The 25527-nt window shown below is 67.2% G+C and carries 28 protein-coding genes and 2 tRNA genes; 20 read left to right on the forward strand and 10 right to left on the reverse strand.

The window, feature by feature from the left end; all coding sequences use genetic code 11:
• Position 1: 1 nt before the first annotated feature.
• Positions 2–934, forward strand: coding sequence for a Ku protein (locus C6A86_RS23305; protein ID WP_105363742.1), 933 nt, complete (start codon positions 2–4; stop codon positions 932–934).
• 143 nt (positions 935–1077) lie between these two features.
• Here C6A86_RS23305 and C6A86_RS23310 read toward each other — a convergent pair.
• Positions 1078–1151, reverse strand: a tRNA-Ile gene (locus C6A86_RS23310).
• Between the two features lie 300 nt (positions 1152–1451).
• On the opposite strand from C6A86_RS23310, the gene C6A86_RS23315 reads away from it, so the two are divergent.
• The 10 genes from C6A86_RS23315 (at position 1452) to C6A86_RS23360 (ending at position 11199) form a co-directional block, all read left to right on the forward strand.
• The gene (locus C6A86_RS23315; RefSeq protein ID WP_105363741.1) at positions 1452–2243 is read left to right on the forward strand and encodes an SDR family oxidoreductase; all 792 of its coding nucleotides are present in this window, start codon (positions 1452–1454) and stop codon (positions 2241–2243) included.
• 9 nt (positions 2244–2252) lie between these two features.
• Entirely contained in the window at positions 2253–3329 is a 1077-nt protein-coding gene (locus C6A86_RS23320) for a diacylglycerol kinase (RefSeq protein ID WP_105363740.1), read from the forward strand.
• 57 nt (positions 3330–3386) lie between these two features.
• Complete coding sequence (locus C6A86_RS23325) at positions 3387–4631, forward strand: Nramp family divalent metal transporter (RefSeq protein ID WP_105363739.1); 1245 nt, start codon at positions 3387–3389, stop codon at positions 4629–4631.
• Positions 4631–5686, forward strand: coding sequence for a poly-gamma-glutamate hydrolase family protein (locus C6A86_RS23330; RefSeq protein ID WP_105363738.1), 1056 nt, complete (start codon positions 4631–4633; stop codon positions 5684–5686). Before C6A86_RS23325 ends, C6A86_RS23330 begins: the two co-directional genes overlap by 1 nt.
• Before the next feature lie 61 nt (positions 5687–5747).
• The gene (locus C6A86_RS23335; protein ID WP_105363737.1) at positions 5748–7052 is read left to right on the forward strand and encodes an NAD(P)/FAD-dependent oxidoreductase; all 1305 of its coding nucleotides are present in this window, start codon (positions 5748–5750) and stop codon (positions 7050–7052) included.
• Positions 7046–7789, forward strand: coding sequence for a DUF1365 family protein (locus tag C6A86_RS23340; protein ID WP_311100888.1), 744 nt, complete (start codon positions 7046–7048; stop codon positions 7787–7789). The genes C6A86_RS23335 and C6A86_RS23340 overlap by 7 nt, the downstream gene beginning before the upstream one ends.
• Positions 7786–9060: a class I SAM-dependent methyltransferase gene (locus C6A86_RS23345; RefSeq protein WP_105361606.1), complete on the forward strand. Its 1275-nt coding sequence runs from the start codon at positions 7786–7788 to the stop codon at positions 9058–9060. The genes C6A86_RS23340 and C6A86_RS23345 overlap by 4 nt, the downstream gene beginning before the upstream one ends.
• A 28-nt stretch (positions 9061–9088) precedes the next feature.
• A complete protein-coding gene (locus C6A86_RS23350) occupies positions 9089–9667 on the forward strand; it encodes a sigma-70 family RNA polymerase sigma factor (protein WP_105361611.1) in 579 nt (192 codons plus the stop codon).
• Positions 9664–10383 carry an anti-sigma factor domain-containing protein gene (locus tag C6A86_RS23355; protein WP_105361607.1) on the forward strand — a complete coding sequence of 240 codons (720 nt, stop codon included), beginning with the start codon at positions 9664–9666 and terminating at the stop codon, positions 10381–10383. The genes C6A86_RS23350 and C6A86_RS23355 overlap by 4 nt, the downstream gene beginning before the upstream one ends.
• 18 nt (positions 10384–10401) lie before the next feature.
• Positions 10402–11199 carry a TIGR03621 family F420-dependent LLM class oxidoreductase gene (locus tag C6A86_RS23360; protein WP_105361608.1) on the forward strand — a complete coding sequence of 266 codons (798 nt, stop codon included), beginning with the start codon at positions 10402–10404 and terminating at the stop codon, positions 11197–11199.
• On the opposite strand, the gene C6A86_RS23365 is transcribed toward C6A86_RS23360, so the two are convergent.
• On the reverse strand, positions 11180–11746 hold the full coding sequence (locus C6A86_RS23365; protein ID WP_105361609.1) for a DinB family protein: 567 nt from the start codon (positions 11744–11746) through the stop codon (positions 11180–11182). The genes C6A86_RS23360 and C6A86_RS23365 overlap by 20 nt on opposite strands.
• A gap of 84 nt (positions 11747–11830) precedes the next feature.
• Between C6A86_RS23365 and C6A86_RS23370 the strand changes: the two genes are divergently transcribed.
• The 3 genes from C6A86_RS23370 (at position 11831) to C6A86_RS23380 (ending at position 13616) form a co-directional block, all read left to right on the forward strand.
• Positions 11831–12997, forward strand: a complete 1167-nt coding sequence (locus C6A86_RS23370; protein ID WP_105361610.1) for an AI-2E family transporter — start codon at positions 11831–11833, stop codon at positions 12995–12997.
• A gap of 164 nt (positions 12998–13161) precedes the next feature.
• Entirely contained in the window at positions 13162–13398 is a 237-nt protein-coding gene (locus C6A86_RS23375) for a CsbD family protein (protein WP_105361612.1), read from the forward strand.
• A 142-nt stretch (positions 13399–13540) separates the two neighbouring features.
• Positions 13541–13616 (forward strand) — tRNA-Arg (locus tag C6A86_RS23380).
• Positions 13617–13792: 176 nt separating this feature from the next.
• Here C6A86_RS23380 and C6A86_RS23385 read toward each other — a convergent pair.
• Both C6A86_RS23385 and C6A86_RS23390 read right to left on the reverse strand, forming a co-directional pair.
• Complete coding sequence (locus C6A86_RS23385) at positions 13793–14545, reverse strand: SDR family oxidoreductase (RefSeq protein ID WP_311100889.1); 753 nt, start codon at positions 14543–14545, stop codon at positions 13793–13795.
• A 41-nt stretch (positions 14546–14586) separates the two neighbouring features.
• Entirely contained in the window at positions 14587–15222 is a 636-nt protein-coding gene (locus C6A86_RS23390) for a TetR/AcrR family transcriptional regulator (RefSeq protein WP_158263264.1), read from the reverse strand.
• A 169-nt stretch (positions 15223–15391) separates the two neighbouring features.
• On the opposite strand from C6A86_RS23390, the gene C6A86_RS23395 reads away from it, so the two are divergent.
• On the forward strand, positions 15392–16195 hold the full coding sequence (locus C6A86_RS23395) for an alpha/beta hydrolase (RefSeq protein ID WP_233212994.1): 804 nt from the start codon (positions 15392–15394) through the stop codon (positions 16193–16195).
• Positions 16196–16272: 77 nt separating this feature from the next.
• Entirely contained in the window at positions 16273–16947 is a 675-nt protein-coding gene (locus C6A86_RS23400) for a maleylpyruvate isomerase family mycothiol-dependent enzyme (protein WP_105363225.1), read from the forward strand.
• Positions 16948–17016: 69 nt separating this feature from the next.
• Here C6A86_RS23400 and C6A86_RS23405 read toward each other — a convergent pair whose 3' ends face one another.
• Both C6A86_RS23405 and C6A86_RS23410 read right to left on the reverse strand, forming a co-directional pair.
• Positions 17017–17706: a TetR/AcrR family transcriptional regulator C-terminal domain-containing protein gene (locus tag C6A86_RS23405; RefSeq protein WP_105363226.1), complete on the reverse strand. Its 690-nt coding sequence runs from the start codon at positions 17704–17706 to the stop codon at positions 17017–17019.
• A gap of 77 nt (positions 17707–17783) precedes the next feature.
• Complete coding sequence (locus C6A86_RS23410) at positions 17784–18362, reverse strand: TetR/AcrR family transcriptional regulator (protein ID WP_105363244.1); 579 nt, start codon at positions 18360–18362, stop codon at positions 17784–17786.
• A 24-nt stretch (positions 18363–18386) separates the two neighbouring features.
• On the opposite strand from C6A86_RS23410, the gene C6A86_RS23415 reads away from it, so the two are divergent.
• On the forward strand, positions 18387–19571 hold the full coding sequence (locus tag C6A86_RS23415; RefSeq protein WP_105363227.1) for an MFS transporter: 1185 nt from the start codon (positions 18387–18389) through the stop codon (positions 19569–19571).
• Here C6A86_RS23415 and C6A86_RS23420 read toward each other — a convergent pair.
• A complete protein-coding gene (locus C6A86_RS23420) occupies positions 19553–20005 on the reverse strand; it encodes a carboxymuconolactone decarboxylase family protein (RefSeq protein WP_105363228.1) in 453 nt (150 codons plus the stop codon). The two genes, C6A86_RS23415 and C6A86_RS23420, sit on opposite strands and share 19 nt — an antisense overlap.
• A gap of 202 nt (positions 20006–20207) precedes the next feature.
• On the opposite strand from C6A86_RS23420, the gene C6A86_RS23425 reads away from it, so the two are divergent.
• The 3 genes from C6A86_RS23425 to C6A86_RS23435 are packed head-to-tail and all read left to right on the forward strand — an operon-like array spanning position 20208 to position 23427.
• On the forward strand, positions 20208–21422 hold the full coding sequence (locus tag C6A86_RS23425) for a PP2C family protein-serine/threonine phosphatase (protein ID WP_105363229.1): 1215 nt from the start codon (positions 20208–20210) through the stop codon (positions 21420–21422).
• Positions 21419–22987, forward strand: a complete 1569-nt coding sequence (locus tag C6A86_RS23430) for a CHASE3 domain-containing protein (RefSeq protein ID WP_311100890.1) — start codon at positions 21419–21421, stop codon at positions 22985–22987. Before C6A86_RS23425 ends, C6A86_RS23430 begins: the two co-directional genes overlap by 4 nt.
• Complete coding sequence (locus tag C6A86_RS23435) at positions 22984–23427, forward strand: response regulator (protein WP_105363231.1); 444 nt, start codon at positions 22984–22986, stop codon at positions 23425–23427. The genes C6A86_RS23430 and C6A86_RS23435 overlap by 4 nt, the downstream gene beginning before the upstream one ends.
• Here C6A86_RS23435 and C6A86_RS23440 read toward each other — a convergent pair.
• The 3 genes from C6A86_RS23440 to C6A86_RS23450 are packed head-to-tail and all read right to left on the reverse strand — an operon-like array spanning position 23400 to position 25480.
• A complete protein-coding gene (locus tag C6A86_RS23440) occupies positions 23400–23846 on the reverse strand; it encodes an ATP-binding protein (RefSeq protein ID WP_105363232.1) in 447 nt (148 codons plus the stop codon). The two genes, C6A86_RS23435 and C6A86_RS23440, sit on opposite strands and share 28 nt — an antisense overlap.
• A 32-nt stretch (positions 23847–23878) precedes the next feature.
• Entirely contained in the window at positions 23879–24241 is a 363-nt protein-coding gene (locus tag C6A86_RS23445; protein ID WP_105363245.1) for an STAS domain-containing protein, read from the reverse strand.
• 27 nt (positions 24242–24268) lie between these two features.
• Positions 24269–25480: an MFS transporter gene (locus tag C6A86_RS23450; protein WP_233212995.1), complete on the reverse strand. Its 1212-nt coding sequence runs from the start codon at positions 25478–25480 to the stop codon at positions 24269–24271.
• Positions 25481–25527 lie beyond the last annotated feature (47 nt).

The raw sequence follows: 25527 nt of genomic DNA on the forward strand, positions 1-25527 counted from the left end.
TATGCGATCAATCTGGAAGGGCTCGGTCTCCTTCGGTCTGGTCAACGTGCCGGTCAAGGTCTACAGCGCGACCGAGGACCACGACATCAAGTTCCACCAGGTGCACGCCAAGGACAACGGACGCATCCGCTACAAGCGGACCTGCGAGGTGTGCGGCGAGGTGGTCGAGTACCGCGACATCGCCCGCGCCTACGACTCCGATGACGGGCAGACGGTGATCATCACCGATGAGGACATCGCCACCCTGCCCGAGGAGCGCAGCCGCGAGATCGAGGTCGTCGAGTTCGTGCCGGCCGATCAGCTCGATCCGATGATGTACGACAAGAGCTATTTCCTGGAGCCGGACTCCAAGTCCACGAAATCGTATGTGCTGCTGGCCAAGACGCTGGCCGAGACGGACCGGGTGGCGATCGTGCATTTCGCGCTGCGCAACAAGACCCGGCTGGCGGCGCTGCGGGTCAAGGATTTCAGCAAGCGCGACGTCATGGTGATCCACACGCTGCTGTGGCCCGACGAGATCCGCGATCCGGACTTCCCCTCGCTGGACAAGGACGTCGACATCAAGCCCGCCGAGCTGAAGATGGCCGGGCAGGTGGTCGAATCGATGACCGACGATTTCAAGCCCGACCAGTTCCGCGACGACTACCAGGAACAACTGCACGAACTGGTGCAGGCGAAACTGGAAGGTGGCGAGGCGTTCACCGTCGAGGAGCAGCCCACCGATCTGGACGAGTCCACCGAGGACGTGTCGGATCTACTGGCCAAGCTGGAGGCCAGCGTGAAGGCCCGCGGGTCCGGTTCGTCCGGCAAGGACGACGCCGAGAAGGCCGAGCCCAAGAAAGCTGCGGCGAAGAAGGCGCCGGCCAAAAAGGCTGCCGCCAAGAAAGCCCCCGCAAAAAAGGCTCCCGCGAAGAAGGCCGCCGCCAAGAAGTAGCGGTGACTACCTGTGTTCAGTTTCCCGGAGGCGCCGTCGCCAAGGCTGAGAACAGGTACGAAAATTAGCGGCGGGGCCTACCTCCTTTCAGGCACCCGCGGCCACTCTGAGCCCTTGAGCCACAGCGGTATTGGTGGAACACGTACTCCGAGAGGGACTTGAACCCTCGCCCTGGACCTTATAAGGGTCCCGCTCTCACCGACTGAGCTATCGGAGCAAAAGGCGTTCTGCAGCAGGAACGTTGGTCGCCCAACAGATGAAGTAAGACTGTGGATGCACACGCCGAGCTGAGCGCGTCAGACGACGCGGTCAGCAGCAGGGATGGGTCAGGCAGATATTCGTGAGGACTTCCGAGCGCGACGCTCGGCGGACACGGGCATGCAACAAGCCTAGCGCCGGACTCCACCGAAGAACAGAGAAATGTCAGCCGGCGCCAAATTAGAACGTGTTACAGAAATCTGCCCGGTCGGCCGCGGACTCTTGTTACGGTGACGCCGAGAACAGAAATGAGGCCAGCATGATCCTGGACAAATTCCGGCTCGACGATCAGGTGGCCGTGGTCACCGGAGCCGGCCGCGGACTGGGTGCCGCGATCGCCGTCGCCTTCGCCGAAGCCGGTGCAGATGTGGTGATCGCGGCCCGCACCCGGTCGCAATTGGAGGAGGTCGCCGCACAGGTGGCCGCGGTCGGCAGACGGGCCCATGTGGTGGTCGCCGACCTCGCGCACCCGGAGTCCACCGCGACCCTGGCCGCCGAGGCCGTCGAGGCGTTCGGGAAACTAGACATCGTCGTCAACAATGTCGGCGGCACCATGCCCGGACCGCTGTTGACCACATCGACGAAGGACATGAAGGACGCGTTCACGTTCAACGTCGGCACCGCCCACGCGCTGACCGTCGCCGCCGTGCCACTGATGCTGGAGCACTCCGGCGGCGGGTCGATCATCAACATCACCTCGACGATGGGCCGGCTCTCCGGCCGTGCGTTCGCGGCATACGGCACCGCCAAGGGTGCGCTCGCGCACTACACCCGGCTGTCCGCGCTGGATCTCTGCCCGCGCATCCGGGTGAACGCGATCGCGCCGGGCTCGATCCTCACCTCGGCGCTGGACATCGTGGCCTCCAATGACGCGCTGCGCGACCCGATGGAGAAGGCCACCCCGATGCGCCGCCTCGGCGATCCGAGCGATATCGCCGCGGCCGCCGTGTATCTGGCTTCCCCGGCCGGCAGCTATCTGACCGGCAAGACCCTCGAGGTCGACGGCGGCCTCACCTTCCCCAACCTCGACCTGCCCATCCCGGATCTGTAAAGGAACGCCATGAGCATCAAAGTCGCCGCGATCGGCACCGGAAACGTCGGCCGCCACGCCCTGACCCAGCTGATCAACGATCCGCAGTACGAACTGACCGGCGTCTGGGTGTCCTCGGATGCCAAGGCCGGCAAGGATGCCGGAGAGCTTGCCGGTCTTGATGTTTCGACCGGCATCAAAGCCACCACCGACCTGGACGCCATCCTGGCCGCCAAGCCGGACTGCGCGGTGTACACCGCGATGGCCGATAATCGGTTGCCCGACGCCCTGGAGGATTACCGCCGCATCCTGGCGGCCGGTGTCAATGTGGTGGCCAGTGCGGCGGTCTTCCTGCAGTACCCGTGGCAGGTGCTGCCCGCGGAGCTGCTGGCGCCGATCGAGAAGGCCGCCGAAGAGGGCGGCGCCAGCATTTTCGTCAATGGCATCGATCCCGGTTTCGCCAATGACCTTCTGCCCCTTGCTCTCGCGGGCACCTGCCAGACCGTCGAGCAGATCCGGTGCATGGAGATCGTCGACTACGCCACCTATGACAGCCCCACAGTGATGTTCGATGTGATGGGCTTCGGAAAGTCGCTCGATGATCTGCCGATGCTGCTGCAGCCCGGTGTGCTCAGCCTGGCCTGGGGATCGGTGGTTCGCCAGCTGGCCGCCGGGCTGGGCATCGAGCTCGACGAGGTCACCGAGACCCACGTCCGGATCCCGGCGCCGGAGGATTTCGAGATCGCGTCCGGCCATATTGCCAAGGGCACGACCGCTGCCATGCGATTCGAGGTGCGGGGCATGGTCGGCGGGCACCCCGCGGTGGTGCTCGAGCACATCACCCGGTTGCGCGACGACCTGTGCCCGGAGTGGCCGCAGCCCGCGCAGGAGGGCGGCTCGTACCGCGTCGAGGTCACCGGGGAACCGTCCTACGCGCTGGATCTGTGCCTGAGCAGCCGCAAGGGCGACCACAACCATGCCGGTCTGGTCGCCACCGCGGCCCGCGTCGTCAACGCGATACCGGCCGTGGTCGCGGCCGCTCCCGGCATCACCACGACGCTGGATCTGCCGCTGATCACCGGGAAGGGCCTCTACGCGGCACCCTGATCGCCTTGACGTAGAGGTTTCGGCTACCCTAACTTTTCTATTCGATAGTCCGGATGGATGAGAAGGGGAAGCGTGCTGCACGACACCACGCCCACGCGGGTTCGGCCGAGTTGGTATCTGCTCGGACCGGCTTTCGTCGCGGCCATCGCCTACGTCGACCCCGGCAACGTCGCGGCCAATGTCAGCGCCGGCGCACAGTACGGCTTCCTGCTGGTCTGGGTCATCCTGGTCGCCAATGTGATGGCCGGCCTCGTGCAGTTCCTGTCGGCCAAACTCGGCCTGGTCACCGGGCGCTCGCTGCCCGAAGCGGTGGCCGATCACTCCCGCACCCGGACCCGCGTCGCCTATTGGATCCAGGCCGAACTGGTGGCGATGGCCACCGACCTTGCCGAGATCGTCGGCGGGGCGATCGCGCTCTACCTGCTGTTCGACCTGCCGCTACTGGTCGGCGGAATCATCACCGGTGCGGTGTCGCTGGGGCTGCTGGCGATCCAGAACCGCCGCGGGCAGCGGGTCTTCGAGCGGGTGATCACCGGTCTGCTGCTGGTCATCGCCATCGGCTTCCTCACCAGCCTCTTCGTCGCGCCACCGTCGGCCGCCGATGTGGCCTCCGGTCTGGTGCCCCGCTTCGACGGCGCCGAGAGCGTGCTGCTGGCCACCGCCATGCTGGGCGCCACCGTGATGCCGCACGCGGTGTACCTGCACTCCGGCCTGGCCCGTGACCGGCACGGGCACCCCGACGCCGGCCCGGCCCGAAAGCGGTTGCTGCGCATCACCAAGTACGACGTCGGCCTGGCCATGCTGGTCGCCGGGGCGGTGAACCTGGCGATGCTGCTGGTCGCCGCGACCAACCTGCAGGGCATGGAGAACACCGACTCGATCGAGGGCGCGCACGCCGCGGTCAGCAGCCAACTGGGCCCGACGGTGGCGCTGTTCTTCGCGATCGGCCTGCTGGCATCCGGGCTGGCCTCGACCTCGGTCGGCGCGTACGCCGGCGCCATGATCATGTCCGGGCTGCTCAAGCGCAGCTACCCGCTGCTGTTGCGCCGGCTGGTCACCCTGATCCCCGCGCTGGTGATCCTGGCCATCGGGGTGGACCCCAGCCGCGCCCTGGTGCTCTCACAGGTGGTGCTGTCGTTCGGAATACCGTTCGCGCTGATCCCGCTGATCAGGCTGACCAGTAACCGGGCGCTGATGGGTGCCGATATCAACCACCGGGTGACGACGGCCTTAGGCTGGCTGGTGGCCGGTGTCATCTCCGCGCTGAACGTCGTGTTGATCTACCTGACCATCCGAGGCTGATGCGCCACCTGTACTTCGCATACGGATCGAATCTGTGCGTGCACCAGATGGCCCGGCGCTGCCCGGACGCCGCCGATCCCCGGCCCGCCACCCTCGCCGATCATGACTGGTTGATCAACGAGCGCGGAGTGGCCACCGTCGAACCGTTCCACGGCGCCGTCGTGCACGGGGTGCTCTGGCGGCTCAGCGATCACGACCTGGACGTGCTGGACAGCGCCGAGGGGGTGCCGGTGCGCTACCGCCGCGACGAACTGGTCGTGCACACCGCCGAGGGCGCGGGCCCCGCCTGGGTCTATATCGACCCCCGGGTCGAGCCCGGGCCGCCCCGACCCGGATACCTGGAACGGATCATCGACGGTGCCCGCCACCACGGGCTGCCGCAGCGCTGGGTCGACTTCCTGCACAAGTGGGATCCGGCGAGCTGGCCGAGCCGCGATGTGACCGATACCCCGGCACCGCAATCGCTTTCGGAGTTACTTGCCGACCCGAACATCGTCGAGACCAGCACCCTGGCATCCCGGTTCGGGTTCCTGGCCATCCACGGCGGCGGGCTGGAACAGATGACCGATGTCATCGCCGACCGGGCCGCCCGGGCGTCCGGCGCCTCGCTGTACACGGTGCGCCACCCCGACCGGTACCCGCACCACCTGTCCTCCACGCGCTACCGGCCCGCGGAGTCCGCACGGCTGGCCGCCTTCCTCGACCATGTCGACACGGTGGTTTCGCTGCACGGCTACGGCCGCGTCGGGCGCAGCACCCAACTGCTGGCCGGCGGCGGTAACCGGGACCTCGCCGCGCATCTGGCCCGGCACGTGACGGTGCCCGGCCACCACGTGGTGTGCGATCTCGACGCGATACCTCGCGAGCTGCGCGGGCTGCACCCGGACAATCCGGTCAACCTGCCCCGCGGCGGTGGCGTCCAACTCGAACTGCCGTCGCGGGTCCGCGGCACCAGCCCGCGCAGCGGACTGCCCGGCGCCGACGGCCTCACCCCGGCGACCTCCGCGCTGATCGACGGCCTGTCCGCGGCCGCGAGAGCCTGGTCACTCCCGTAATCCCGATGAGATCGGCACCGCGCCGACCCATCCATTTTCCGCACCGCTCCGAATACCGATCGTGGAACGAAACGAGCGCACCGACCGCTCCATCGCCGTCATCGGCAGCGGCGTGGCCGGGCTGACCGCCGCTTACGTCCTGTCGGCCCGCAACCGGGTGACGCTGTTCGAAGCCGACATCCGCCTCGGCGGTCACGCGCACACCCAGCTGGTCGACGACGGGCGGGGCAACCCGGTGCCCGTCGACACCGCGTTCCTGGTGCACAACGACCGGACCTACCCCACGCTGTGCAGGTTGTTCGCCGAACTCGGCGTGCAGACCCGTGACACCGACATGTCGATGTCGGTGCGCGATGACCGCATCGGACTCCAATACGCCGGAGCGCGCGGACTGGGTGGACTGTTCCCATCGGTGTCGAACCTGGCCCGGCCGCGGTATCTGCGCATGCTGGCCGAGGTCACCCGCTTTCACCGGGCGGCCGGCGACCTGCTGGGTGTCGGCGAGGACGGCGACACCGAGACGCTGGGTGCGTTCCTGGAGCGCAACGCGTTCTCCGACTACTTCATCGAGCACTTCATGACCCCGCTGGTGGCGGCGGTCTGGTCGTGCGCGCCCGGCGAGGCCATGCGCTACCCCGCGCGCTATCTGTTCATGTTCCTGGAGCACCACGGCATGCTGACGGTGTTCGGTTCCCCGACCTGGAAGACCGTGGTCGGCGGTTCGGCCACCTACGTCGCCGCCGTCGCCGAACGGGTGCACGAGGTGGTGCTCGGGTCGCCGGCCGGATCGGTGCGACGCAACGAACACGGCGTGCAGGTCAGCACCGGAGCAGGGGGACCGCGGCAGTTCGACGCCGCGGTGATCGCCACCCACCCCGGTCAGGCGCTGCTCGCGCTGGCCGAACCCACCTCCCGGGAACGCGAGGTGCTCGGCGCGATCTGCTATTCGGCAAACCACGCCCAGCTGCACACCGACACGTCGCTGCTGCCGACCAAGACCCGCGCCCGAGCGTCATGGAACTATCTGGCCACCCCCGGTGACGGCCCGGTGCTGGTGACCTACGACATCACGCGGCTGATGGGACTGGCCGGAGAACGGCGGTTCCTGGTCACCCTGGGTGGGCGCGAACGCGTCGATCCGAGCACCGTGATCGCCGAGATGATCTATGACCACCCGCTCTACACTCTGGAATCGGTTGCCGCCCAACGCCTGCTGCCGACCCTCGACGACGACCGCGTGGTGTTCGCCGGCGCCTACCACGGGTGGGGCTTCCACGAAGACGGTGCGGCGGCGGGGCTGCGTGCCGCCGAACGGCTCGGCGCGCGCTGGCCCACCGCCCCCGAGCAACAGACCGTGTCATGCTGAGCCCGGCATTGTACCGGACCCGGATCGGCCACGTCCGGCACGCCCCGTTGCGCACGGAGTTCGAGCACCGCAGCTACACCTGGTACGTCGATATCGACAACCTGCCGAAGCTACCGATCTGGTTGCGGCCCTTCGCCGTCTTCCGTGCACAGGACCACTTCTCAGCGCCCGCGGATCAGCAACCGACGCTGCGCGAACGGGTGAACGACTTCCTGGCCACCCACGGGGTGGATCCCGTCGACGGCCAGGTCACCGCGCTGTTGCACGCCCGGGTGCTCGGCTATGTGTTCAACCCGATCAGTGTCTTCTGGTGCCATGACGCCGCCGGCGAGCTCGCGCACGTCATCGTGGAGGTGCACAACACCTACGGCGCACGGCACGCATACCTGTTGCCGCCCACCGAAACCGGGCCGGCGGCGGTGACGAAGAGCTTCTACGTCTCCCCGTTCAACGAGGTCGAGGGCTATTACCTCGTCGACGCACCGAGGCCCGGCGCCACCGCGGATCTGGCCATCTCCTGGCACCGCAACAACAAGTTGGTCTTCGCGGCGTCGCTGCACGGGCAGCGCCGGCCCGCATCGGCGTGGAGCGTCGCGCGCATGCAGTTGGTCGCCCCGGTCGCACCGTGGGTGGGCACACTGCAGATCCGGCTGCACGGTATCGCGCTCTGGCTGCGCGGGCTGCCGGTCATACCCCGCACCACCACCTCGGAGACCAGAAAGGTCACGCACAGATGACGCTGGAGACCACCGGAAACATCGAGGCCCAGCGGGATGCCGCTCGGTGGGCCCAGATCGCGGGCGCACCCCGCGGCCCGGTCAGCGCCGTGCAGGGACGGATCGCCGGGGCACTGCTGCGGCGGGCGGTGCGCCAGTTGCCGATACGGCTGCAGCACCCGGACGGGTCGGTGTTGGGCGCCGCCGATCCCACCCTGCCCACCATGACGTTGCACCGGCCCGAGGCGTTGTTCCGCCGGGTGGGCCGCTACGGGCTCATCGGTTTCGGCGAGTCCTACATGGCCGGCGACTGGACCTCCAACAACCTGCCGGCACTGCTCACCGAGTTCGCCTCATCGGTCGACGTGCTGATCCCGCCTGCACTACAACGACTTCGACCCCTCGCCGTGGTGCGGCACCCGCGGTCCATGCACAACAGCCCGGCCCAGTCACGGCGCAACATCGCCGACCACTACGACCTGTCGAATGCGTTGTTCGCGGAGTTCCTCGACGAGACGATGACGTACTCCAGCGCCCTGTTCGGCGGCTCCCGGCCCGACTGGCACGGCCTGGCCGACGGCCAGCGCGCGAAGATCGACCGCCTGCTCGACACCGCCAGGGTGCGCGCCGGTAGCCGCGTCCTCGAAATCGGCACCGGGTGGGGCGAATTGGCCATTCGTGCGGCGGCGCGCGGCGCTCACGTGCACAGCATCACGCTGTCCTCCGAACAGCTGGCATTCGCCCGACGGCGCGCGGCCGAGGCGGGTGTGGCCGACCGCGTGCACATCGAACTCCGGGACTACCGCGATATCGACGGACAGTACGACGCCGTCGTATCGGTCGAGATGATCGAGGCGGTCGGATATCGCTTCTGGCCGACGTTCTTCGAGACGCTGGACAAGCTGGTGCTCCCGGGCGGACGGGTCGCCCTGCAGGCCATCACCATGCCGCATGATCGAATGCTGGCCTCCCGCAACACCTACACCTGGATTCAGAAGTACATCTTCCCCGGCGGCCTGCTGCCCTCTGTGGAGGCGGTCATCGGGATCACCGAACGTTCCACCCGGCTGCGCACCGTCGACATGTTCTCGCTGCAGCGTGATTACGCCGAAACGCTGCGGCTGTGGCGCGAACGCTTCCTGCAGCGATCGGCGGCGCTGGCCGAGCTCGGCTTCGACGACACCTTCCAGCGGATGTGGGAGCTCTACCTCGCCTATTCGGAGGCGGGATTCCGCTCCGGGTACCTGGACGTGTACCAGTGGACGTTCGCCCCGACCGGGGGCCGTCGATGAGCATGGCGAAATACCGGTGTTGCAGACCGTGACCGCGTCCGTGCCCGCTAGGCTACGGAGCGTGACGGCAGACCTCGACGCGTTGCTGCGCCGGGTGGCGCAACGCGATGTCGATGCCTTCGCCGAGTTCTATGACCACACCCGGTCCAGGGTGTATGGACTGGTCACCCGGGTTCTGCGCGATCCTGGCTACAGCGAGGAAACCACGCAGGACATCTACCTGCAGGTTTGGCGCAATGCCGCCGACTACAACCCGGCCGCCGGGACACCGCTGGCCTGGTTGATGACCGTCGCGCACCGCCGCGCCGTGGACCGGGTGCGCTCCGAGCAGGCCGCCACCGACCGGGAGGCCCGGTACGGCGCCGCCACCGTCGAGCTGCCGGTCGACCAGGTCGCCGAGGGCGTTCTCACTCGTGACGAGTACCGGCAGGTCACGGCGTGCCTGGGATCGCTGACCGACCGGCAGCGTGAGTGCATCCAGCTCGCCTACTACGAGGGCCTCACCTATGTGCAGGTCTCCAGCCGGCTGTCGGCGAACCTCGCCACCGTCAAGTCCCGGATGCGCGATGCCATCCGCGGCCTGCGCGCCTGTCTGGGGGCGGCATGACCACTCCCCACGACGACCTCCTGACGTTGGCGACGGCCTACGCGCTGGACGCCGTCGACGACGCCGAACGCGCCGATATCGAACGGCGGGTGCAGGCGGCGCCCGAAGAGGTGTCGTCGGCGTTCCATCGCGAGGTCCGCGAGGTGCGCGAGGCGATGGCCGCAGTGTCGTCGACGACCGCCGCCGAGCCTCCCGCACAGCTGCGTGAGCGCCTGCTCGCCACGGTGTCCGCCGAGCAGACGGGTCAGGTGCGGCAACTGCATCCCTCCCGGCGGCGCTGGAGCACCGCTGTCGCAGCCGCGGCGGCGGCCGTCGTCATCGGGGTGGCCACGTTCGGTGTCGGGTGGTGGCTGCGCCCGGTGCCCACCGAGACCACCGCCGAACAGATCTTCGCCGCACCCGACGTACGCACCGTCTCCGGCCACATTCCGACCGGCGGCACCGCGACCGTGGTGTTCTCCCGCGAACGCAATGCCGGTGTGCTGGTGATGAACAACGTCGAGCCGCCCACCACCGGCACCGTCTATCAGATGTGGCTGATCGATACCGAGGGAGCGCACTCGGCGGGTGTGATGGACGCAGGCGCCATCGCCCCGTCCACCACTGCGGTGCTGCCTGATCTCGGCTCGTCGACCACCCTGGCGTTCACCGTCGAGCCCGGTTCGGGCTCCGACCGGCCCACCACGACACCGTTTGCCTCCTTGCCGCTGAGCTGACCGCGCTACCGTCGGTGCATGCCCCGCGACTTCCGCTTCGGTCTCAGCCTGCGCGACACCTCCTCGGCGGCCAAGGTCCGCGACGCGGCGCGCCTGGCCGAGGACCTCGGCTATGACGTCCTCCTGGTGCCCGACCACCTCGGCGCACCCGCACCGTTCCCGGTGCTCGCGACCGCCGCCGCGGCCAGCCAGACGCTGCGGCTGGGCACGTTTGTGCTGAACGCCTGCTTCTACAAACCGGCGCTGCTGGCCCGCGACGTCGGCGCGCTGCACGATCTGTCCGGTGGCCGATTCGAGGTGGGCCTGGGCGCCGGCTACGTCCGCGAGGAGTTCGAGGCCGCCGAACTGCCCTTCCCGTCGGCGCGTCAGCGCATCGACTATCTGGAACATGTCGTCGAGCACCTCATCGAGCATGTACCCGGCGCGCCCATCATGATCGCCGGTGGCGGTGACCGGCTGCTCACCGTCGCGGGTAAGTGGGCCAACATCGTCGGTGTCACCGGCAATCCGGTCGCCGAGCGCATCGCATTCCTGCGCGAGGTGGCCGGCGCGCGCTTCGACGACATCGAGCTGAACCTGGCGATCACCGCCGTACCCGCCGACGGTTCCGACATGCCGAATCTGACGATGACCCGCCACTATGCGCCCGGCCTCGGCGATGAACAGCTGCTCGCCCTGCCGGGGGTGCTCTCCGGTTCGGTCACCGAGATGGCCGACAAGGTGCGCGGGCTGCGCGACACCTACGGAGCGAACTATCTGGTGGTGCAGGCCAGTCACGCCGAGGTGTTCGGAAAGGTCATCGCCGAACTTCGGTAGCCGCGTCTTCGATGCGCTGACGCAGCGCCGGCCAGTCTTCGTCGGGGAGCCCGGCGCCGTCCGGATGCGCTCCGGCTGAGTCGTCGATCAGTTCGCGCACGATATCGGCGTGCCCGGCGTGGCGGGTGGTCTCCGCGACCATGTGCACGAGCACGTGGTGGAGGGTCACCGCGCGGCCGTCGGGCATCCTCCCGCGGTCATCGAGGCCCAACGTCTCGATGGCGGCATCGGCATGCGCGCACGCGCGCCGGTAGAGGTCGACGATATCGGCTCGGCTTTCCTCCGGCCTGACCCACATGTCGACGGTGGCATCGTCCTCGACGGCCAGCCACGCCGGAAGGTCCGGAAACGGCCGGTCGAAAACCCAACCGAAATAACCGATTTCGCACCCGGACAGATGCTTGACCAGACCCAGCAGGTTGGTGCCGTGAAAGGTCAGCGGGCGCCGCATATCGTAATCCGACAGACCGTCGAGCTTCCACAGCAAGGCCTCCCGCGCCTCGCGCAGACAACCATGCAGATCGGCCTTGAAGTCCCTGCTCACCACAACCCGAACGTACCTGCCCGCGGGTTTCAAGAATTGACAGCGGGGTAAACCCCAGCAGGTTCGGGCCGGCTGACAGGGGTGCACATGGACGACTCCGCAGCCGACGACGGGCACAACGACCTGGTGGCCCAGCCGCACACCCCGGACGAGGGCCCCGTCGCGGAGGCGGAAATCCAAGCGGCGGAAATGACTTCGCCCGAACAGCCACTCGGGGAACCGGGCAGAAAGTTCGACCGGCGCTCCCCCTTCTTCATCGGCCTGGCCGCCTCGGCAGGGGTGGCCGTCACCTACGGGGCGGTCCATCTGCTGGCCTCGCTGTCCTCGATTCTGACCGTCATCGGCGTCGCCTTCTTTCTTGCCCTCGGCCTGGAACCGGTGGTCTCCCGGCTGGTCAACCACGGACTACCGCGGTGGCTGTCCACGGCGCTGGTGTTCGTGGTCTTCGTCGCCGGGATCGCCACGTTCGCCACCGCGGCCTTCCCGCCGCTGTTCGCCCAGATCACCGATCTGGTCAATCGCGCACCGCTGTATCTGCAACAGGCGCAAGATCATTCGTCGTTCATCGGCAGGCTCAACGACCGCTTCCAGCTTGAGCAACGGTTCACCGATGCGGTCGACAGCATCGACGGCTCGGCACTGAACCACATGGTCAGCGCCGGCACCGCCGTGGTGGAAGCAGTCGCCGACACGCTCATCGCCATCGTGCTGACGCTCTACTTCCTGGCCGACATGCCGCGCATCCGCAGCACCATCTACCGCCTGGTGCCGCACACCCGGCGACCGCGCGCCATCCTGATCGGCGACGAGGTGTTCGCCAAGGTCGGCGCCTACGTCCTGGGTAACGTGCTGATATCGCTGCTCGCGGGCGCGGCGACGTTGATCTGGCTGACCGCCTTCGACGTTCCCTATCCGCTGCTGCTGGCCATCCTTGTCGCCATCCTCGACCTGGTACCCGTCGTCGGATCCACCATCGCCGGAATCGTGGTCGGCGCCGTGGCCCTGACCGTCTCGATACCGGTATGCCTGGCCACCATCGTCTTCTACATCGCCTTCCAGATGGTCGAGGATTACGTGCTGGTGCCCAGGATCATCGGCCGCGCGGTCCATGTTCCGGCGCTGACCACCGTCGTCGCCGTGCTGATCGGGGCCACCCTGCTGGGCGTTGTCGGCGCGCTCGTCGCCATTCCCGTTGCCGCGGCGCTGCAACTGATCGTCCAGGAAGTGCTCTACCCGCGACTGGACAGCGTCTGAGCGGTCTCATCGTGGTGCAAAGGGTGGCACAGCCCACTGGCGTCATCAGGTTTGGTAACGGGGGACCAGGGAATCCCGTAGGGGGAACAAAGTGACCGCCGACAGGCAGGGTCATGGTGTGTCTCACGCAGCGCACCACACACGAAGCGACAAAGGAGCTCAATATGGCTGACAACAATGGTGCCGCCGAAGGCATCTCGGGCGTCGTCGAGGGCGTCAAGGGCAAGGCCAAAGAGGCGGTCGGCGCCGTGACCGGCAATGACAACCTGCGCCGCGAGGGCGAGGCCCAGCAGGACAAGGCCGACGCGCAGCGCGATGTCGCCAAGAAGGAAGCTGAGGCGGAAGCCGCCCGCGGCTCTGCCGAGGCCAACGAGGCCCGTCAGAAGGCCGAGCAGGACTAGCAACACCTGCGGCTTGGGGGACAGTCCGGAAGGGCTGTCCCCCAGTCGTGTCTGGGTAGCTCCCTGTCCACGCCCCCGGTGGCGTGAGCGGGACGGGTCGGCGGTGAACTAGACTTCTGCTCGCCTGCCCCGGCAGGTCCCCGCCCCCGTAGCTCAGGGGATAGAGCACGGCTCTCCTAAAGCCGGTGTCGCATGTTCGAATCATGCCGGGGGCACCACGTTCGCGTGCAGGTCAGCGCGGTTTCCGGGCGTTGCCCAGCTGGTCGTCGGTGGTTTCCGGCCGGCGCATCGTCGGTATCAGATGGTTCGTCGGCCGGTCGGCTATCGGAACTGGGCTCCTCCGGGAGGGCCAGCATGGCGAATCGCGCCAGAAACCGCTCGCATCCGGGTGCAATCACACCGCGGTGCGGCCGCCATCAACGGACAGCGCGGCGCCGTGCACGAAGCTCGCCGCGTCGCTGACCAGGAATGCGACGACCGAGGCGATCTCGGCGGGGTCGGCAACGCGACCTGCAGGCGCTTGCGCGGCCAGAGCGTCGAGCGCCTCACCCAGGCCAGCCGAACCCGGGGTACGCGTCGGTCCGACGGTGACCGCATTGACCCGAACGCCCCGCGGCCCGAATTCGGCCGCCCAACTCTTGGTCAGAAACAACAGTGCGGCCTTGGTTGCGCCGTACACCGACATTCCGGGCAGAGCGAACAGGCCCGCCATGCTGGCCACGTTGACGATTGCTCCGCTGCCCGCCTCGGCCATTGCAGGTGCCAGCGCACCGACCAAGTAGTAGGGGGCGGCGAGGTTGGTCGCGATGGCCGCGTCGAATCCGCTCTCGGGCATATCCGCTGTCGGAGCGATGATTCCAACTGCCGCATTGTTGACCAGGATGTCGACATGCCGACCCGCGATCTGCTGAGCCCGAGCGGCCAGCTCCCTGGCAGCCGCAGCGCCCCCGCCGAGGTCGGCGGGCACGAAATCGGCACGGCCGCCGGCGAGACGTACTTCCCCGACGACCCGATCACCCCGCTCCGCGTCGCGTCCGCACACCAGTACGTGGGCTCCACGCTGAGCCAGCGCCGTCGCGATCGCGGTGCCGATACCGCTCGTTGAACCCGTCACCAACGCCGTCGCTCCTGCCATGTCCATAGTCATATCCCGAACGTAGACAAAGATTTTGGAACTACCAATCCAAACTATTTTGATAGCAACGCCTTTGACGACCTCGGCTGTCGCGACTGCAGACAGTCGAGCATGGCGTCCAGCGCGACCTGCAGCGGCCCCGCATCACGATTGAGCCGAGCGAGCACAAGACCACCAATGGCAGTAGCCAATGTCATGGTCGCAAGGGCGTCTGGATCCGCTTCCAGCGCAAGGTCATTGTTGGCGTGCATCGTCTGGTAGCCAGCGCGAATGCCGTCCTCACATCGGCGAAGTACCCGCGCGATCTGGGTGATCGTATCGACGTCGAGATCCACCAACCCGGTGCCCAGTGTGACGATGGGACAATCACCCGCCAATTGCGAGTCGCGTTGCCGCTCGACAAGGCGTTGACCCCACGACCGCACGTCGTCCGCCGACTCGAAACTGCCCAGCATCGCCTCGGCACCCAGCGACTGGGAATCCTGGTGGTCGACGACGGCGGCGATTAAAGCTCGCTTGTCGGCAAAATAGTGGTAGATCTGAGAGCTGCTCACGTTCGCCTCATTGCGAACGTCCTCAAGCGTCACGCGGGTCACGCCCCGCCGGCCGATCAGACAATCAGCGGCTTCCAGGATTCGTTGCCGGGTGCGTTCGCCCTTCGCGGTGTGCCTCAACGGCTTTCTAGACATGGCGCCCTCCTGCGCAACCGGTCCCGCAGGTGCGGCCGCAGAGAGTAACGGCTGGTGCGCTTCGGGTTCCGACGGTCTTGACACTCGATTACGTACGTTGTACTTATATAAGTACAACGTACGCCAATGGCACCGTCGGCACACAACGAAACTCGCAAGGAAAAGAGACATGACAACGACGATCGATGCGACTTTCGTTTCGGACGGCACCAGGTGCGCAGCATGGCTGACCTATCCCGATGGGCCGGGCCCGCACCCTGGGGTCGTCCTGATCCACGGCCTCGGCGCGACCCATCAAATGATGTTGCAGCAGTATGAACAGGCCTTCAGCGCGGCGGGAGTCGCCACGCTGGCGTTCGACTACCGCACCACGGGGGCCTCCGCGGGCAGCCCTCGCCAGCGGCTGTCCATGCGGCGCCAACACGCCGACACGCAGGCCGCCTACGATTTCCTCAAGTCCGACTCGCACATCGACGCCCGGCGAGTGGGTCTATGGGGCACCAGCTTGGGCGCGATGCACGCGCTGCGCCTATCCAGCGAACGCCGTGACGTCGCCGCAGTCGTGGTTCAGTGCCCGATCGTGTACGGCCCGGGCGCCGCACTGCACTCTGGACTCGGACCCGTGTTCAGGATGACGCCGTCGATCATCGAAGACCTGGTTCGCGTCGCCACCGGATCGCCGCGCAAGTACATTCCCATCGTTGGGGCCCCGGGGCACACAGCGGTGGTCACAGCGCCAGGTGCACTCCAAGGCTGGAACTCGACGGCGCCCCAGGACTCTCCGTTCGACAACCGGATTGCGGCGGCCAATGCCCTGGGCCTCGCAGTGATCAGCGCGAAGCGCAGAGCATCGAAAATCCAGGCTCCGCTGATGATCTGCGTATCTTCCAATGAGAAACTTGATGGATACCAAGCACGTGTACGACGTCGCCGGCGCCGCTCCGCGGGCGACCGTCCGTTCTTACGACGGTGACCACTTCGCGATCTACCATCCCCCGCTCGTGCGCACGTTGGTGGCCGACCAAACGGCGTTCTTACGCAAGGAACTCCATGTCGAATCGTGACTTGCTGAAACGCCAGGACCACTACTTTGTGGACTTCGCCCGCTCGCTGACGCCCGTGGAGTGGACGCAGCCGAGTTTGTGCTCCATGTGGACCGCACATGACGTCCTCGCTCATCTCGTCATCGGATACAGCATCTCGGTGCCTTCGCTCTGCTGGTCGATGGCGCGGCATCGGATGGACTTTGACGAGACCAATACCTCACTAGCGCAACGTCTTGCGCATCGCTGCAGCCCTCAAGAGCTCATCGACGCCTTCGAAACGCTGATCGATCACCGGCGCGGTATCGGACGCCTGTTCCCGCCCGGGCTCCTACTGGGCGACCACGTCTTGCATCATCTCGATATCGCCCTGGCGCTGCGCATGCCGACGGACGTGCCCGAGGAGATAATCGATGCCGTTCTCACCACGGAGGTTGGCCTATCCAACCCCTTCGTGCCGGCGAAGCGGAACGCGGCGGGCTTGACGCTACGCGCAACAGACACTGGTTGGACCACAACGGTGGATGGCGACGCATGCGGCACGGTTGAGGGTGGGGCAGCCCACCTGGCATCGGCGCTGGCGGGACGCCCGCATTCCCTGCCCTTTCTTTCCGGGAACGGAGTTTCCACTCTCGGCTCCAGGATCTCGGGAGGAACCGGCCACGCCCGACCCGACGTGTAACCTGTTCTTTCACTGCACTTTCCAGCTCAGATGACACCACACGTTCTCGGCACGCGTGTCTTGGGCGGCTTATGAACGGTTTACCCGTCGGGTCGGTGTCCGCGCTCGATTCGTCCCAGGATGCTCCTCGACGGCGGCGAGGCCTTGCAGGAAGATCGCCAGGCCGCGTTGGAAGTCGGCGGCCGCCGTCGATTGATCACTGGCCTTCGCCAACTTCGCGATGTGGGGATACTGATCGCGAGCGAGTTCGCCGACCCTTGTGGCACCAGCGGCGTTGGCTTCATCGTGTTCCGGCGTACCCGCGAAGAGCCCGGCGAATTCCGCTTGGGCAGAGCCCGTCACCAGCGCCAGGATCGCACGAAACGCCGCCAAGACGTCATGCTCGCTCAAGTGCGATCGGGATAGCGCGGCGATCATCTGTTCGGCCGGAGCGAAGGCCGACGCGGATACCGAGCGGCGCATCAGAATCAGAGGGATGACGTTCGGGTGCGCGCGCAACACCTCCCACAGAGCCGTTGCAGTTTCCCGAAGGTCGGCCCGCCAGTCGTCGGTGGGCTCCGGCAGCGCCAAGGATTCGACGACCGCACCGACCACGAGATCTTCAAGGCCTTCGCGTCCACTGACATAGTTGTACAAGGTCATCGGACCCGTTTTCAGTTGGGAAGCCACCGCGCGCATGGTCAGTCCGCCCACCCCGTCGCGCTCGACGATGTTCAGGGCACACTGACCGATCTCGTCGACAGTGAAGCGAGCCCGCAACCCGCACCAGCCTTCCGCCGCAATATCTGGGTACTCAATGAGAGGTACAGCGTACGCGTGTCGGGCGGGCGGAACTACTACCGTCGCTTCGCCACGGCCGCGGCCAGGACGGTCTCGGCGATCTGCCGGCCCATCCCTGCACGGTCACGCCGACCGCCGCGCAGCCGCATCGCGAGTTCCCCGGTGAAGACCGTGAGGAGTGCTTCGGCCAGGCCGTGCGGGTCGGCGCACGGGAGTTGCTGCGCAAGTCGCCGCAGCGTATGGCGCAGGTGATCGGTGTCGCGGTTGATCGCTGCGGCGATCTCCGCGGAGGGGTTCGCGTATTCGGCGGCGGCACCCAGGAAGGCGCACCACCGCGCTCCATGCCGTGTGCCCGCGAAGGTGTCCAGCGCATCGAAGACCGCAAGCACCCGCTCCTCGTCGCCGTGGGCGGCGTCGATGGCGTCGTCCCACACCTGCTGCCATCGCTGCTGGCGGCGCTCCAGCGCGGCGGCGACCAGCGCTTCTTTGCTGCGAAAGCCCCGGTACAGGGTGGCCGCCGATACCCCCGCACGCGCGAGCACCGCATCCACCGAGGTGGCTTCGATGCCCGCGGTGAACATCAGGTCATCGACCGCGTCGAGCAATTTGTCCTCCGAGCCCTTGCGCATCGGCATGTCCGACACTCTAAACTCGAAAAAGTGAAACGATCGTTTTCGTTTGGATCCGGGCGGGCAATGTCCGTCGTGGTGCTCGGAACATGCTTCATCGCCGCCACCTACGGCCTGGTGCGACTGGCGTATGGCTTGTTTCTTCCCGACATTCAGCGTGATCTCGACCTGAGCGCGGCGGGGGCGGGTTACATCTCCTCGGGTTCGTCGCTCGTCTATTGCCTGGCCGCCGCGGCCGGCTTCGGCCTCGGCGACCGATCGCCACGCGCCCTGATTGTGGCCGCGGCCGTCACCGCCTGTGGCGGTGCGTGGGCCATGGCCGCCGCCGGTACCGTCACGGTGTTCGGTGTCGCCGCCGTATTCAGTTCGGCCGGTGCGGGTTTCGCCTCCCCAGCGCTGGTGACGATCGTGCACCGCAATGTCGAGTCTCGGCACGCCGACGGTGCGCAGTCGGTGGTCAACGCCGGCACCGGGCCGGGCCTGATCGGTGCCGCGGGTTTGGCAGTGCTGGTCGCCTCCGAATGGAGGGTCGCCTGGACGGTGACCGGATTCGTGACTGCCGGCCTCGCCGCAGCAGTACTGGCCGCCGACCGACGCCCCCGCACCCGACCAACTGCGCCGCCACGGACAGCGGGCACGGTGTCGGGTCGGTGGCTGGCCGACCACCGGCGCGTCATCATCGCGGCAACGCTCATGGGAGCGGGCTCCGGCGCGGTGTGGACCTATGGCCGCAGCCATCTCGTCGACGCAGGAACGATGTCCGAGAGCGGCACGGTGGGCGCCTGGATCACGCTGGGCATCGGTGCCACCGCAGTGATTCTCACCGCCCATCGGATGGCCAAGCTGCCCGCCACCGCGGCCTGGATGCTGACCTGCACGGTGATGACCGTCGCGTTGATACTGCTGGCCTTCGGGCCCCATCTCCCGCTGGTGGCACTGTCGGCCTACCTCATGTTCGGCTGGGGATTCACGGCCGCGACGTCATCGCTGATCGCATGGACGTCGGCCATCGACCCCGCCCATTCTGCGGCGGGCACCGCAATACTGTTCTTGGCGCTGACATTCGGGCAGGCAATCGGCGCGACAGCACTCGGGCTCATCATCACCGGCGCGAACTTCACCACCGCCTTCGTTGCGGCATCGCTGATGTCGGCGATGGCGATCGGCATCGCCGCACGGGACCGAGCGCGGGCGCCTCACGGCCCGACGGGATAGTGGCTGGCGATGGCGATGCGATTCCAGCCGTTCATCTCGACGGCCAGCCAGGCGACGGCGGCGATCTGCTGTGTGGACAACGCCGCCTCGATATCGACACTCGGCGCGGCGGCGGTGTGCTCGTCGGCGATCCGAGTGAGCCGTTCGGCCAGGGTGAGCGCGGCCCGCTCCTGCTCGTCGAAGTACTGCGATTCCCACCAGGCCGGCAGCACCGCGAGTCGGTCGGCGGACTCTCCTGCGGCAACGGCATCGCGCGTATGCATCCGCAGACAGAAGGCGCAGCCGTTGATCTGCGATACCCGCAGCTTGACCAGTTCGACCAACAGCGCGGACAACCCCGCCGCCTCCGTCGCCTCCTTCACCTGGGCGTCGAACGCCGCGAAGGCCTCGTACGGGCCGGAGAACTGCTTACTGATGTTGACCTTCGGGAGCATGGTTTTCCTTTTCTCGGCGGGGCATTCACACATATGACTCGACGGCGCGCCGGTTTGTGACAACATCGGCCGCTGCGCGACATAACCGTCGGTACGCCGCCGTCCAAGATCAGGTCTCTGGGTAAGGTCTTAGGCGTTGACGTCAATACCCATACACAGCGCGACCGGGGTGAACGCCCCAGGTGGAGGACTTGATCGTTCCATGCGCGCGCCGCAGAACCCGCTCCCCTCACCTGGCCCGATCGTAGCCACGGCGGCAGGTGGACGGCGGCTGTCGCTGCTCCTGGTCGAGGATGACCGAGCGGACGCATTGCTGGTCGAGGAACTCATCGCCGACGCGGCCGGTGAGTTCGACTTCGTCTGGTCCCAGACGGTCTCCGAGGCCGCCCACCGCCTCACCGAACAGCGCCCGGACTGCATCCTGCTCGATCTGAACCTGCCCGATTCCACCGGCATGGATGCCGTGCACCGGCTCGGTGGCCTCGACAACACCATCCCGATCATCGTGTTAACCGGATACAACGATGAGCCCTTCGGGGTGTCCGCGGTGTCCTCGGGAGCACAGGATTACCTGGTCAAGGGCCGGGTGGAGCCCGACACCCTGCGCCGCGCCGTGCTGTACGCCATCGAACGCAAGCGCGCCGAGCTCGCCACCGTCGACCTGCATTCCACCCGCATACGGGCGTTGGAGAATGCCCGGCTGGAACGCGGTCTGCTGCCCTCACCGGTGCTGCTGGACGCGCCGGGTGTCCATATCGTCACGCGCTCGCGCCCCAGCCGTCAGGACGCCCTGCTCGGCGGGGACTTCTTCGATGTCGTGCAGACCGACAACCGCACCGTGCACGTCATGATCGGCGATGTTGCCGGGCACGGTCCCGACGAGGCGGCCCTCGGCGTGGCCCTGCGCATCGGATGGCGGGCGCTGACCTTCGCCGGCCTGCGCGGCAACGAACGGATGCGTGAACTCGACCGGATCCTGACCACCGAACGGACGAGCTCCGGCACCTTTGCGACCCTGCTCAGCTTGGCCATCGAACCCGACACCGGCCACTTCACCGCGGTGCGCGCCGGCCACCCCGGCATGCTCCTGCAGGGCGGCGGCACAGTGGGCTGGCTGGAGCCCCGCCCGGGCGCCGCACTGGGTCTGGGCGCCCGAGAGTGGCCGGTCGAACATTACGAACTCCCCCCGGAGCACGGACTGTTGCTGCTCACCGACGGGCTGTTCGAGGGTCACTCGGGTCGCGGCGACGAGCGGCTCGGCGAAGAAGGGCTGCTCACCATGGCCCGCTCGCTGGCCCGGTTGCCCGGCGCCGATTTCGTCGAAGCGCTCATCGAGGCCGCCGAGTCGCGGGCGCAGTTGCACGGCGGGCTCACCGATGACATCGCGGTGATCAGAGTGGAACGATCCTGGCCATGAGACTCACCGTGCAGGGCTGGCAGAACCTGGTGCTCGCCGTCATCGGAACAGCCGTGCTGGCATGCTCGATAGCGGCCACCGTCCTGGTGGGCCAGGCGGACAAGGTGTCCAATCAGCTGCGCGACGGTATCCAGCCGGCCCGGATCGCGGCCTACCAACTGCAGGCGGCGCTGCGTGATCAGGAGACCGCGGTCCGCGGCTACCTGATCACCGGCGACCCCCGGTTCCTGGATCCGTACAACGACGGTCGCAGCGCCGAAGCCGATGCCGCCGAACAGATCCGGCAGAACCTGGCGGGCAACGAGGAGCTCCTCGTCGACCTCGACAACACCGAGGCGGCCGCCGACACCTGGCGCGCCGAGTACGCGGATCCGCTGATCTCAACCGTCACGCCGGCACAGCCGGTGGCGGATGCGAGCATCGATGAGGGCAAGGTGCTCTTCGACCGGCTGCGAGCGCTGTTCACGATCCAGAACGATCACCTCAGCGAGGCCCGGGCGACCGGCCTGGCGCATCTCGACGAAATCCGCAGCTGGCGCGACGCGGTGATGATCGCGATGATCCTGACGTTCGTCACCACCGCGGTACTGCTGGCAGTGGTGATGCGCAACGCCGTCACCCGCCCGCTGTCCGCGCTGGCCGCGGCCTGCCGGCGGATCACCGAGGGCAACTTCGGTGAACGCATCATCCCGCGCGGCCCCCGCGACATCCGGGCCATCAGCGCCGACGTCGAGGACATGCGCCAGCGCATCGTGGACGAACTCAAGATCTCTCGCGCCGCGCGCGAGGCCCTCGATGAGCAGGCCGACGAATTGCGCCGCTCCAACGCCGAACTCGAACAGTTCGCCTACGTCGCCTCGCACGATCTGCAGGAACCGCTGCGCAAGGTCGCGTCGTTCTGCCAGCTGTTGGAAAGACGGTACGGCGACAAGCTCGACGACCGCGGTATCGAGTACATCGGCTTCGCCGTGGACGGCGCCAAGCGGATGCAGGTGCTGATCAACGACCTGCTCACCTTCTCCCGCGTGGGCCGGCTCAACGCGACGAACACCGAGGTGGACCTCAACTCGGTGGTTGCCGCGGCACTGAGCAATCTGACCACCACCATCGACGAGACCGGCGCGCAGATCGCGCTGCCCGACGCACCGCTGCCCACCATCGACGGCGACCCCACCCTGCTGACGATGGTGTGGCAGAACCTGATCGGCAACGCGGTGAAGTTCCACCGCGAGGGGACGGCGCCGCGGATCGTGATCGAGTGCGAGGAGGGCACCGGCGAGCACGCCGAGAAGTTCCTGTTCACCGTCACCGACAACGGGATCGGCATCGCCGAGGAGTTCGTCGACAAGGTCTTCGTCATCTTCCAGCGGCTGCACGGCCGCGATGCCTACACCGGTACCGGGATCGGCCTGGCGTTGTGCAAGAAGATCGTCGAGCACCACGGCGGGACGATCTGGATCGACACCTCCTACACCGACGGGACGCGGTTCACGTTCACGCTGCCCATCACCCCGACCACCGCGCCCGATCTGGCGCCGCAACCTCAGCTGGAAGGAACCCCGTGAGCTATCCCGAGACCCGAGCCATCGACATCCTGCTCGTCGAGGACGATCCCGGTGATGAATTGATCACCCGGGAAGCGTTCGAGCACAACAAGATCAAGAACAATCTGCATGTCGCCCACGACGGCGAAGAGGGGCTCGACTTTCTGTACCGGCGGGGCAAGTTCGCCGACGCGCCACGGCCCGACCTGATCCTGCTGGACCTGAACCTGCCCAAGTACGACGGCAGGCAACTGCTGGAGCAGATCAAATCCGACGACAACCTGAGCCTCATCCCCATCGTGGTGCTCACCACGTCGTCGGCCGAAGAGGACATCCTGCGCAGTTACAAGCTGCACGCGAACGCCTATGTGACCAAGCCGGTGGACCTCGATCAGTTCATGAGCGCGGTGCGCCAGATCGACGAGTTCTTCGTTCAGGTGGTGCGGCTGCCGCAGTTCTGAGCAATGTGGTCCCACTGCAGGCGCACCTCGGTGCCCGCCGCAGTGGCATCGATATCGGCGCGGTCGGCGAGCGCGTGCATCAACGGGATGCCGCGCCCCCGGGCCACGTCATTGATGTCGTTGTCGTTGGCGCGCCAGTGCCCCTCGTCGGTCACCGTCACGGTCAGCACGGCGGCGGCGTCGTCATAGTCGGCATGCACATGCATCGGACCGGGTTGCGGGGCACCGACATACGCGAACTCGGCCGCGTTGGCCAGCGCCTCGTACACCGCCAGCAGCACATCGCTGGACTTCTCGGGATCCAAGAGGAAATTCTGGCGCAGCCATGCGGCCAGCTCTTGTCGGATCTGCGCCGCGAGTTCGGGGCCGGCGATCACGCCGATCTTCGCGAAGGTTGCGGAATCGCCTTGCTCTGTCATCTCGACCGGTGGCTACCCGTTTGCCGCTTTTTCTAACTCTGCAGAGCGGCGAGGGCCTCATCGAGTGTCGCGTGGAGTTCGACGACATCGGCGATGCCCACCAATTTGAGCGGCCTGCTGGTGGCCGGACCGTCCGCGACAACAACGAGTTTCACGGCGGGCGCGAGGTCGCCGTGCGTGGAGACCAGCACCCCCATGCCGGCCGACGCCAGGAACTCGACCGCGGTGAAATCCACCACCACCGCCGCCGGTCCCGCCTCGGCCGCAGACCTGATCGCAGCTTCCAGCTTGGGCGCGGTGATCATGTCCACTGTCCCGACCACCGACACCACACTGATATCGCCGACACGGCTCTGCTGGATATCGCCGCTGGCCGCAGCTGGCTGGCTACTCATCGTTCCTCCGTCTTCGCGCACCCGGAATTAGCTGCGCGTCGAGGACGCACCGACCAGATCCTGGCCCCGGGCTACCCCATCGTAGCCACGTCGCCTCGCGTGACTGATCTCCGACGCAACTACCGCGACCAGGATGGACACCGCTGCCGCGGCCAGCAACACGGGCGGTCCGTACGGCAGTGCTGCGGCGCCGATCAGCGGGGCGATCGAGATGCCGACGTACATCGCCGTCGAATACCACGCCAGTGCGGTGGTGGCGTAGCGCGAGTCGATGAGCGCGAGCCGGTACTGGACGGCCACCGAGGCGGCGAACCCGGCGATCCCGGACAGCGTGAACACCAGGGCGGTCGCCACCATCGATCCGTGCGCCGCGATGAGCGCGACGAAGGCGACGGCCTGCGCCGCCAGCACGATCTGCAGGGTGCGACGGCTGCCGATGCGGTCGGCCAGGCGTCCACCCACGATGTTGCCGATGACGCCGGCCACCCCGTAGGCGAGCAACAGGATCGCCAGCCGTTTGTGGTCGCCGCCGGTGGCCTCGTGGGTGATCACCGCGCTGAAGATGTAGACCATGTTGAACGCCAGCGTCATCAGCAACGACGCGACGATCGCGAACACGATGCGCGGGTCGCGCAGGACGACGGCGCGCGACCGCAGGTCCACCGCCGGGCTGCGCGGGACATCGCGCACCACCAGCAGCAGGGCCGGGACGAGCAGGGCGGCTAGGCCGGCAAGCACCGACAGCGGGAGCCGCCAACCGCCGATATCGGCCAGCGCGGTGCCGATCGGCGAGCCGATCGCCATCGCCAGGGTGAAACCCATACCGACCAGCGCGATGGCCCGGCCGCGCTGGGACAGCGCCACCATCACCGGTGCGGCGCCGATCGCCGAGGGCACCAGCGCCGCGCCACCGAGGGCCGCGATGACCCGTCCCACGGTGAACACGGTGAAGGTGTCCGCGGCCGCGGCCAGGAAGGTGCCGGCGGCGATCAGGGCCAGCCCGGCGGCCATCACGCGTTCCGGACGGACCCGGCCGCAGGTGACCGACACCAGCGGCGACGCGACGGCGACGACGATGGCATAGACCGAGATGGAGTAGCCGATGGTGCCGGGGCCGACGCCCAATGTGTGCGCGATCTGGGGCAGCACGCCGGCGATGACGAAGGCGTTGGTGGCGACGACGAACAGGCCGAGGGCGAGCAGACCGAGGCGCACTGCACTTGCTCTGGCCAGCCTCACCTGCACCTCACCCTCTCGAAGAATTGGTACCTCAGCGTACCCGCTCT

This window comes from Mycobacterium sp. ITM-2016-00316, assembly GCF_002968335.2.
Classification (GTDB): Bacteria; Actinomycetota; Actinomycetes; order Mycobacteriales; family Mycobacteriaceae; genus Mycobacterium.

What these genes read in the sequence shown, in the direction of transcription:
- C6A86_RS23305 (WP_105363742.1), top strand. Translation starts at nt 2, where the DNA reads ATGCGATCAATCTGGAAGGGCTCGGTCTCCTTCGGTCTGGTCAACGTG.
- C6A86_RS23315 (WP_105363741.1), top strand. Translation starts at nt 1,452, where the DNA reads ATGATCCTGGACAAATTCCGGCTCGACGATCAGGTGGCCGTGGTCACC.
- C6A86_RS23320 (WP_105363740.1), top strand. Translation starts at nt 2,253, where the DNA reads ATGAGCATCAAAGTCGCCGCGATCGGCACCGGAAACGTCGGCCGCCAC.
- C6A86_RS23325 (WP_105363739.1), top strand. Translation starts at nt 3,387, where the DNA reads ATGAGAAGGGGAAGCGTGCTGCACGACACCACGCCCACGCGGGTTCGG.
- C6A86_RS23330 (WP_105363738.1), top strand. Translation starts at nt 4,631, where the DNA reads ATGCGCCACCTGTACTTCGCATACGGATCGAATCTGTGCGTGCACCAG.
- C6A86_RS23340 (WP_311100888.1), top strand. Translation starts at nt 7,046, where the DNA reads ATGCTGAGCCCGGCATTGTACCGGACCCGGATCGGCCACGTCCGGCAC.
- C6A86_RS23345 (WP_105361606.1), top strand. Translation starts at nt 7,786, where the DNA reads ATGACGCTGGAGACCACCGGAAACATCGAGGCCCAGCGGGATGCCGCT.
- C6A86_RS23355 (WP_105361607.1), top strand. Translation starts at nt 9,664, where the DNA reads ATGACCACTCCCCACGACGACCTCCTGACGTTGGCGACGGCCTACGCG.
- C6A86_RS23360 (WP_105361608.1), top strand. Translation starts at nt 10,402, where the DNA reads ATGCCCCGCGACTTCCGCTTCGGTCTCAGCCTGCGCGACACCTCCTCG.
- C6A86_RS23370 (WP_105361610.1), top strand. Translation starts at nt 11,831, where the DNA reads ATGGACGACTCCGCAGCCGACGACGGGCACAACGACCTGGTGGCCCAG.
- C6A86_RS23375 (WP_105361612.1), top strand. Translation starts at nt 13,162, where the DNA reads ATGGCTGACAACAATGGTGCCGCCGAAGGCATCTCGGGCGTCGTCGAG.
- C6A86_RS23385 (WP_311100889.1), bottom strand. Translation starts at nt 14,545, where the DNA reads ATGACTATGGACATGGCAGGAGCGACGGCGTTGGTGACGGGTTCAACG.
- C6A86_RS23390 (WP_158263264.1), bottom strand. Translation starts at nt 15,222, where the DNA reads ATGTCTAGAAAGCCGTTGAGGCACACCGCGAAGGGCGAACGCACCCGG.
- C6A86_RS23395 (WP_233212994.1), top strand. Translation starts at nt 15,392, where the DNA reads ATGACAACGACGATCGATGCGACTTTCGTTTCGGACGGCACCAGGTGC.
- C6A86_RS23400 (WP_105363225.1), top strand. Translation starts at nt 16,273, where the DNA reads ATGTCGAATCGTGACTTGCTGAAACGCCAGGACCACTACTTTGTGGAC.
- C6A86_RS23410 (WP_105363244.1), bottom strand. Translation starts at nt 18,362, where the DNA reads ATGCCGATGCGCAAGGGCTCGGAGGACAAATTGCTCGACGCGGTCGAT.
- C6A86_RS23420 (WP_105363228.1), bottom strand. Translation starts at nt 20,005, where the DNA reads ATGCTCCCGAAGGTCAACATCAGTAAGCAGTTCTCCGGCCCGTACGAG.
- C6A86_RS23425 (WP_105363229.1), top strand. Translation starts at nt 20,208, where the DNA reads ATGCGCGCGCCGCAGAACCCGCTCCCCTCACCTGGCCCGATCGTAGCC.
- C6A86_RS23430 (WP_311100890.1), top strand. Translation starts at nt 21,419, where the DNA reads ATGAGACTCACCGTGCAGGGCTGGCAGAACCTGGTGCTCGCCGTCATC.
- C6A86_RS23440 (WP_105363232.1), bottom strand. Translation starts at nt 23,846, where the DNA reads ATGACAGAGCAAGGCGATTCCGCAACCTTCGCGAAGATCGGCGTGATC.
- C6A86_RS23445 (WP_105363245.1), bottom strand. Translation starts at nt 24,241, where the DNA reads ATGAGTAGCCAGCCAGCTGCGGCCAGCGGCGATATCCAGCAGAGCCGT.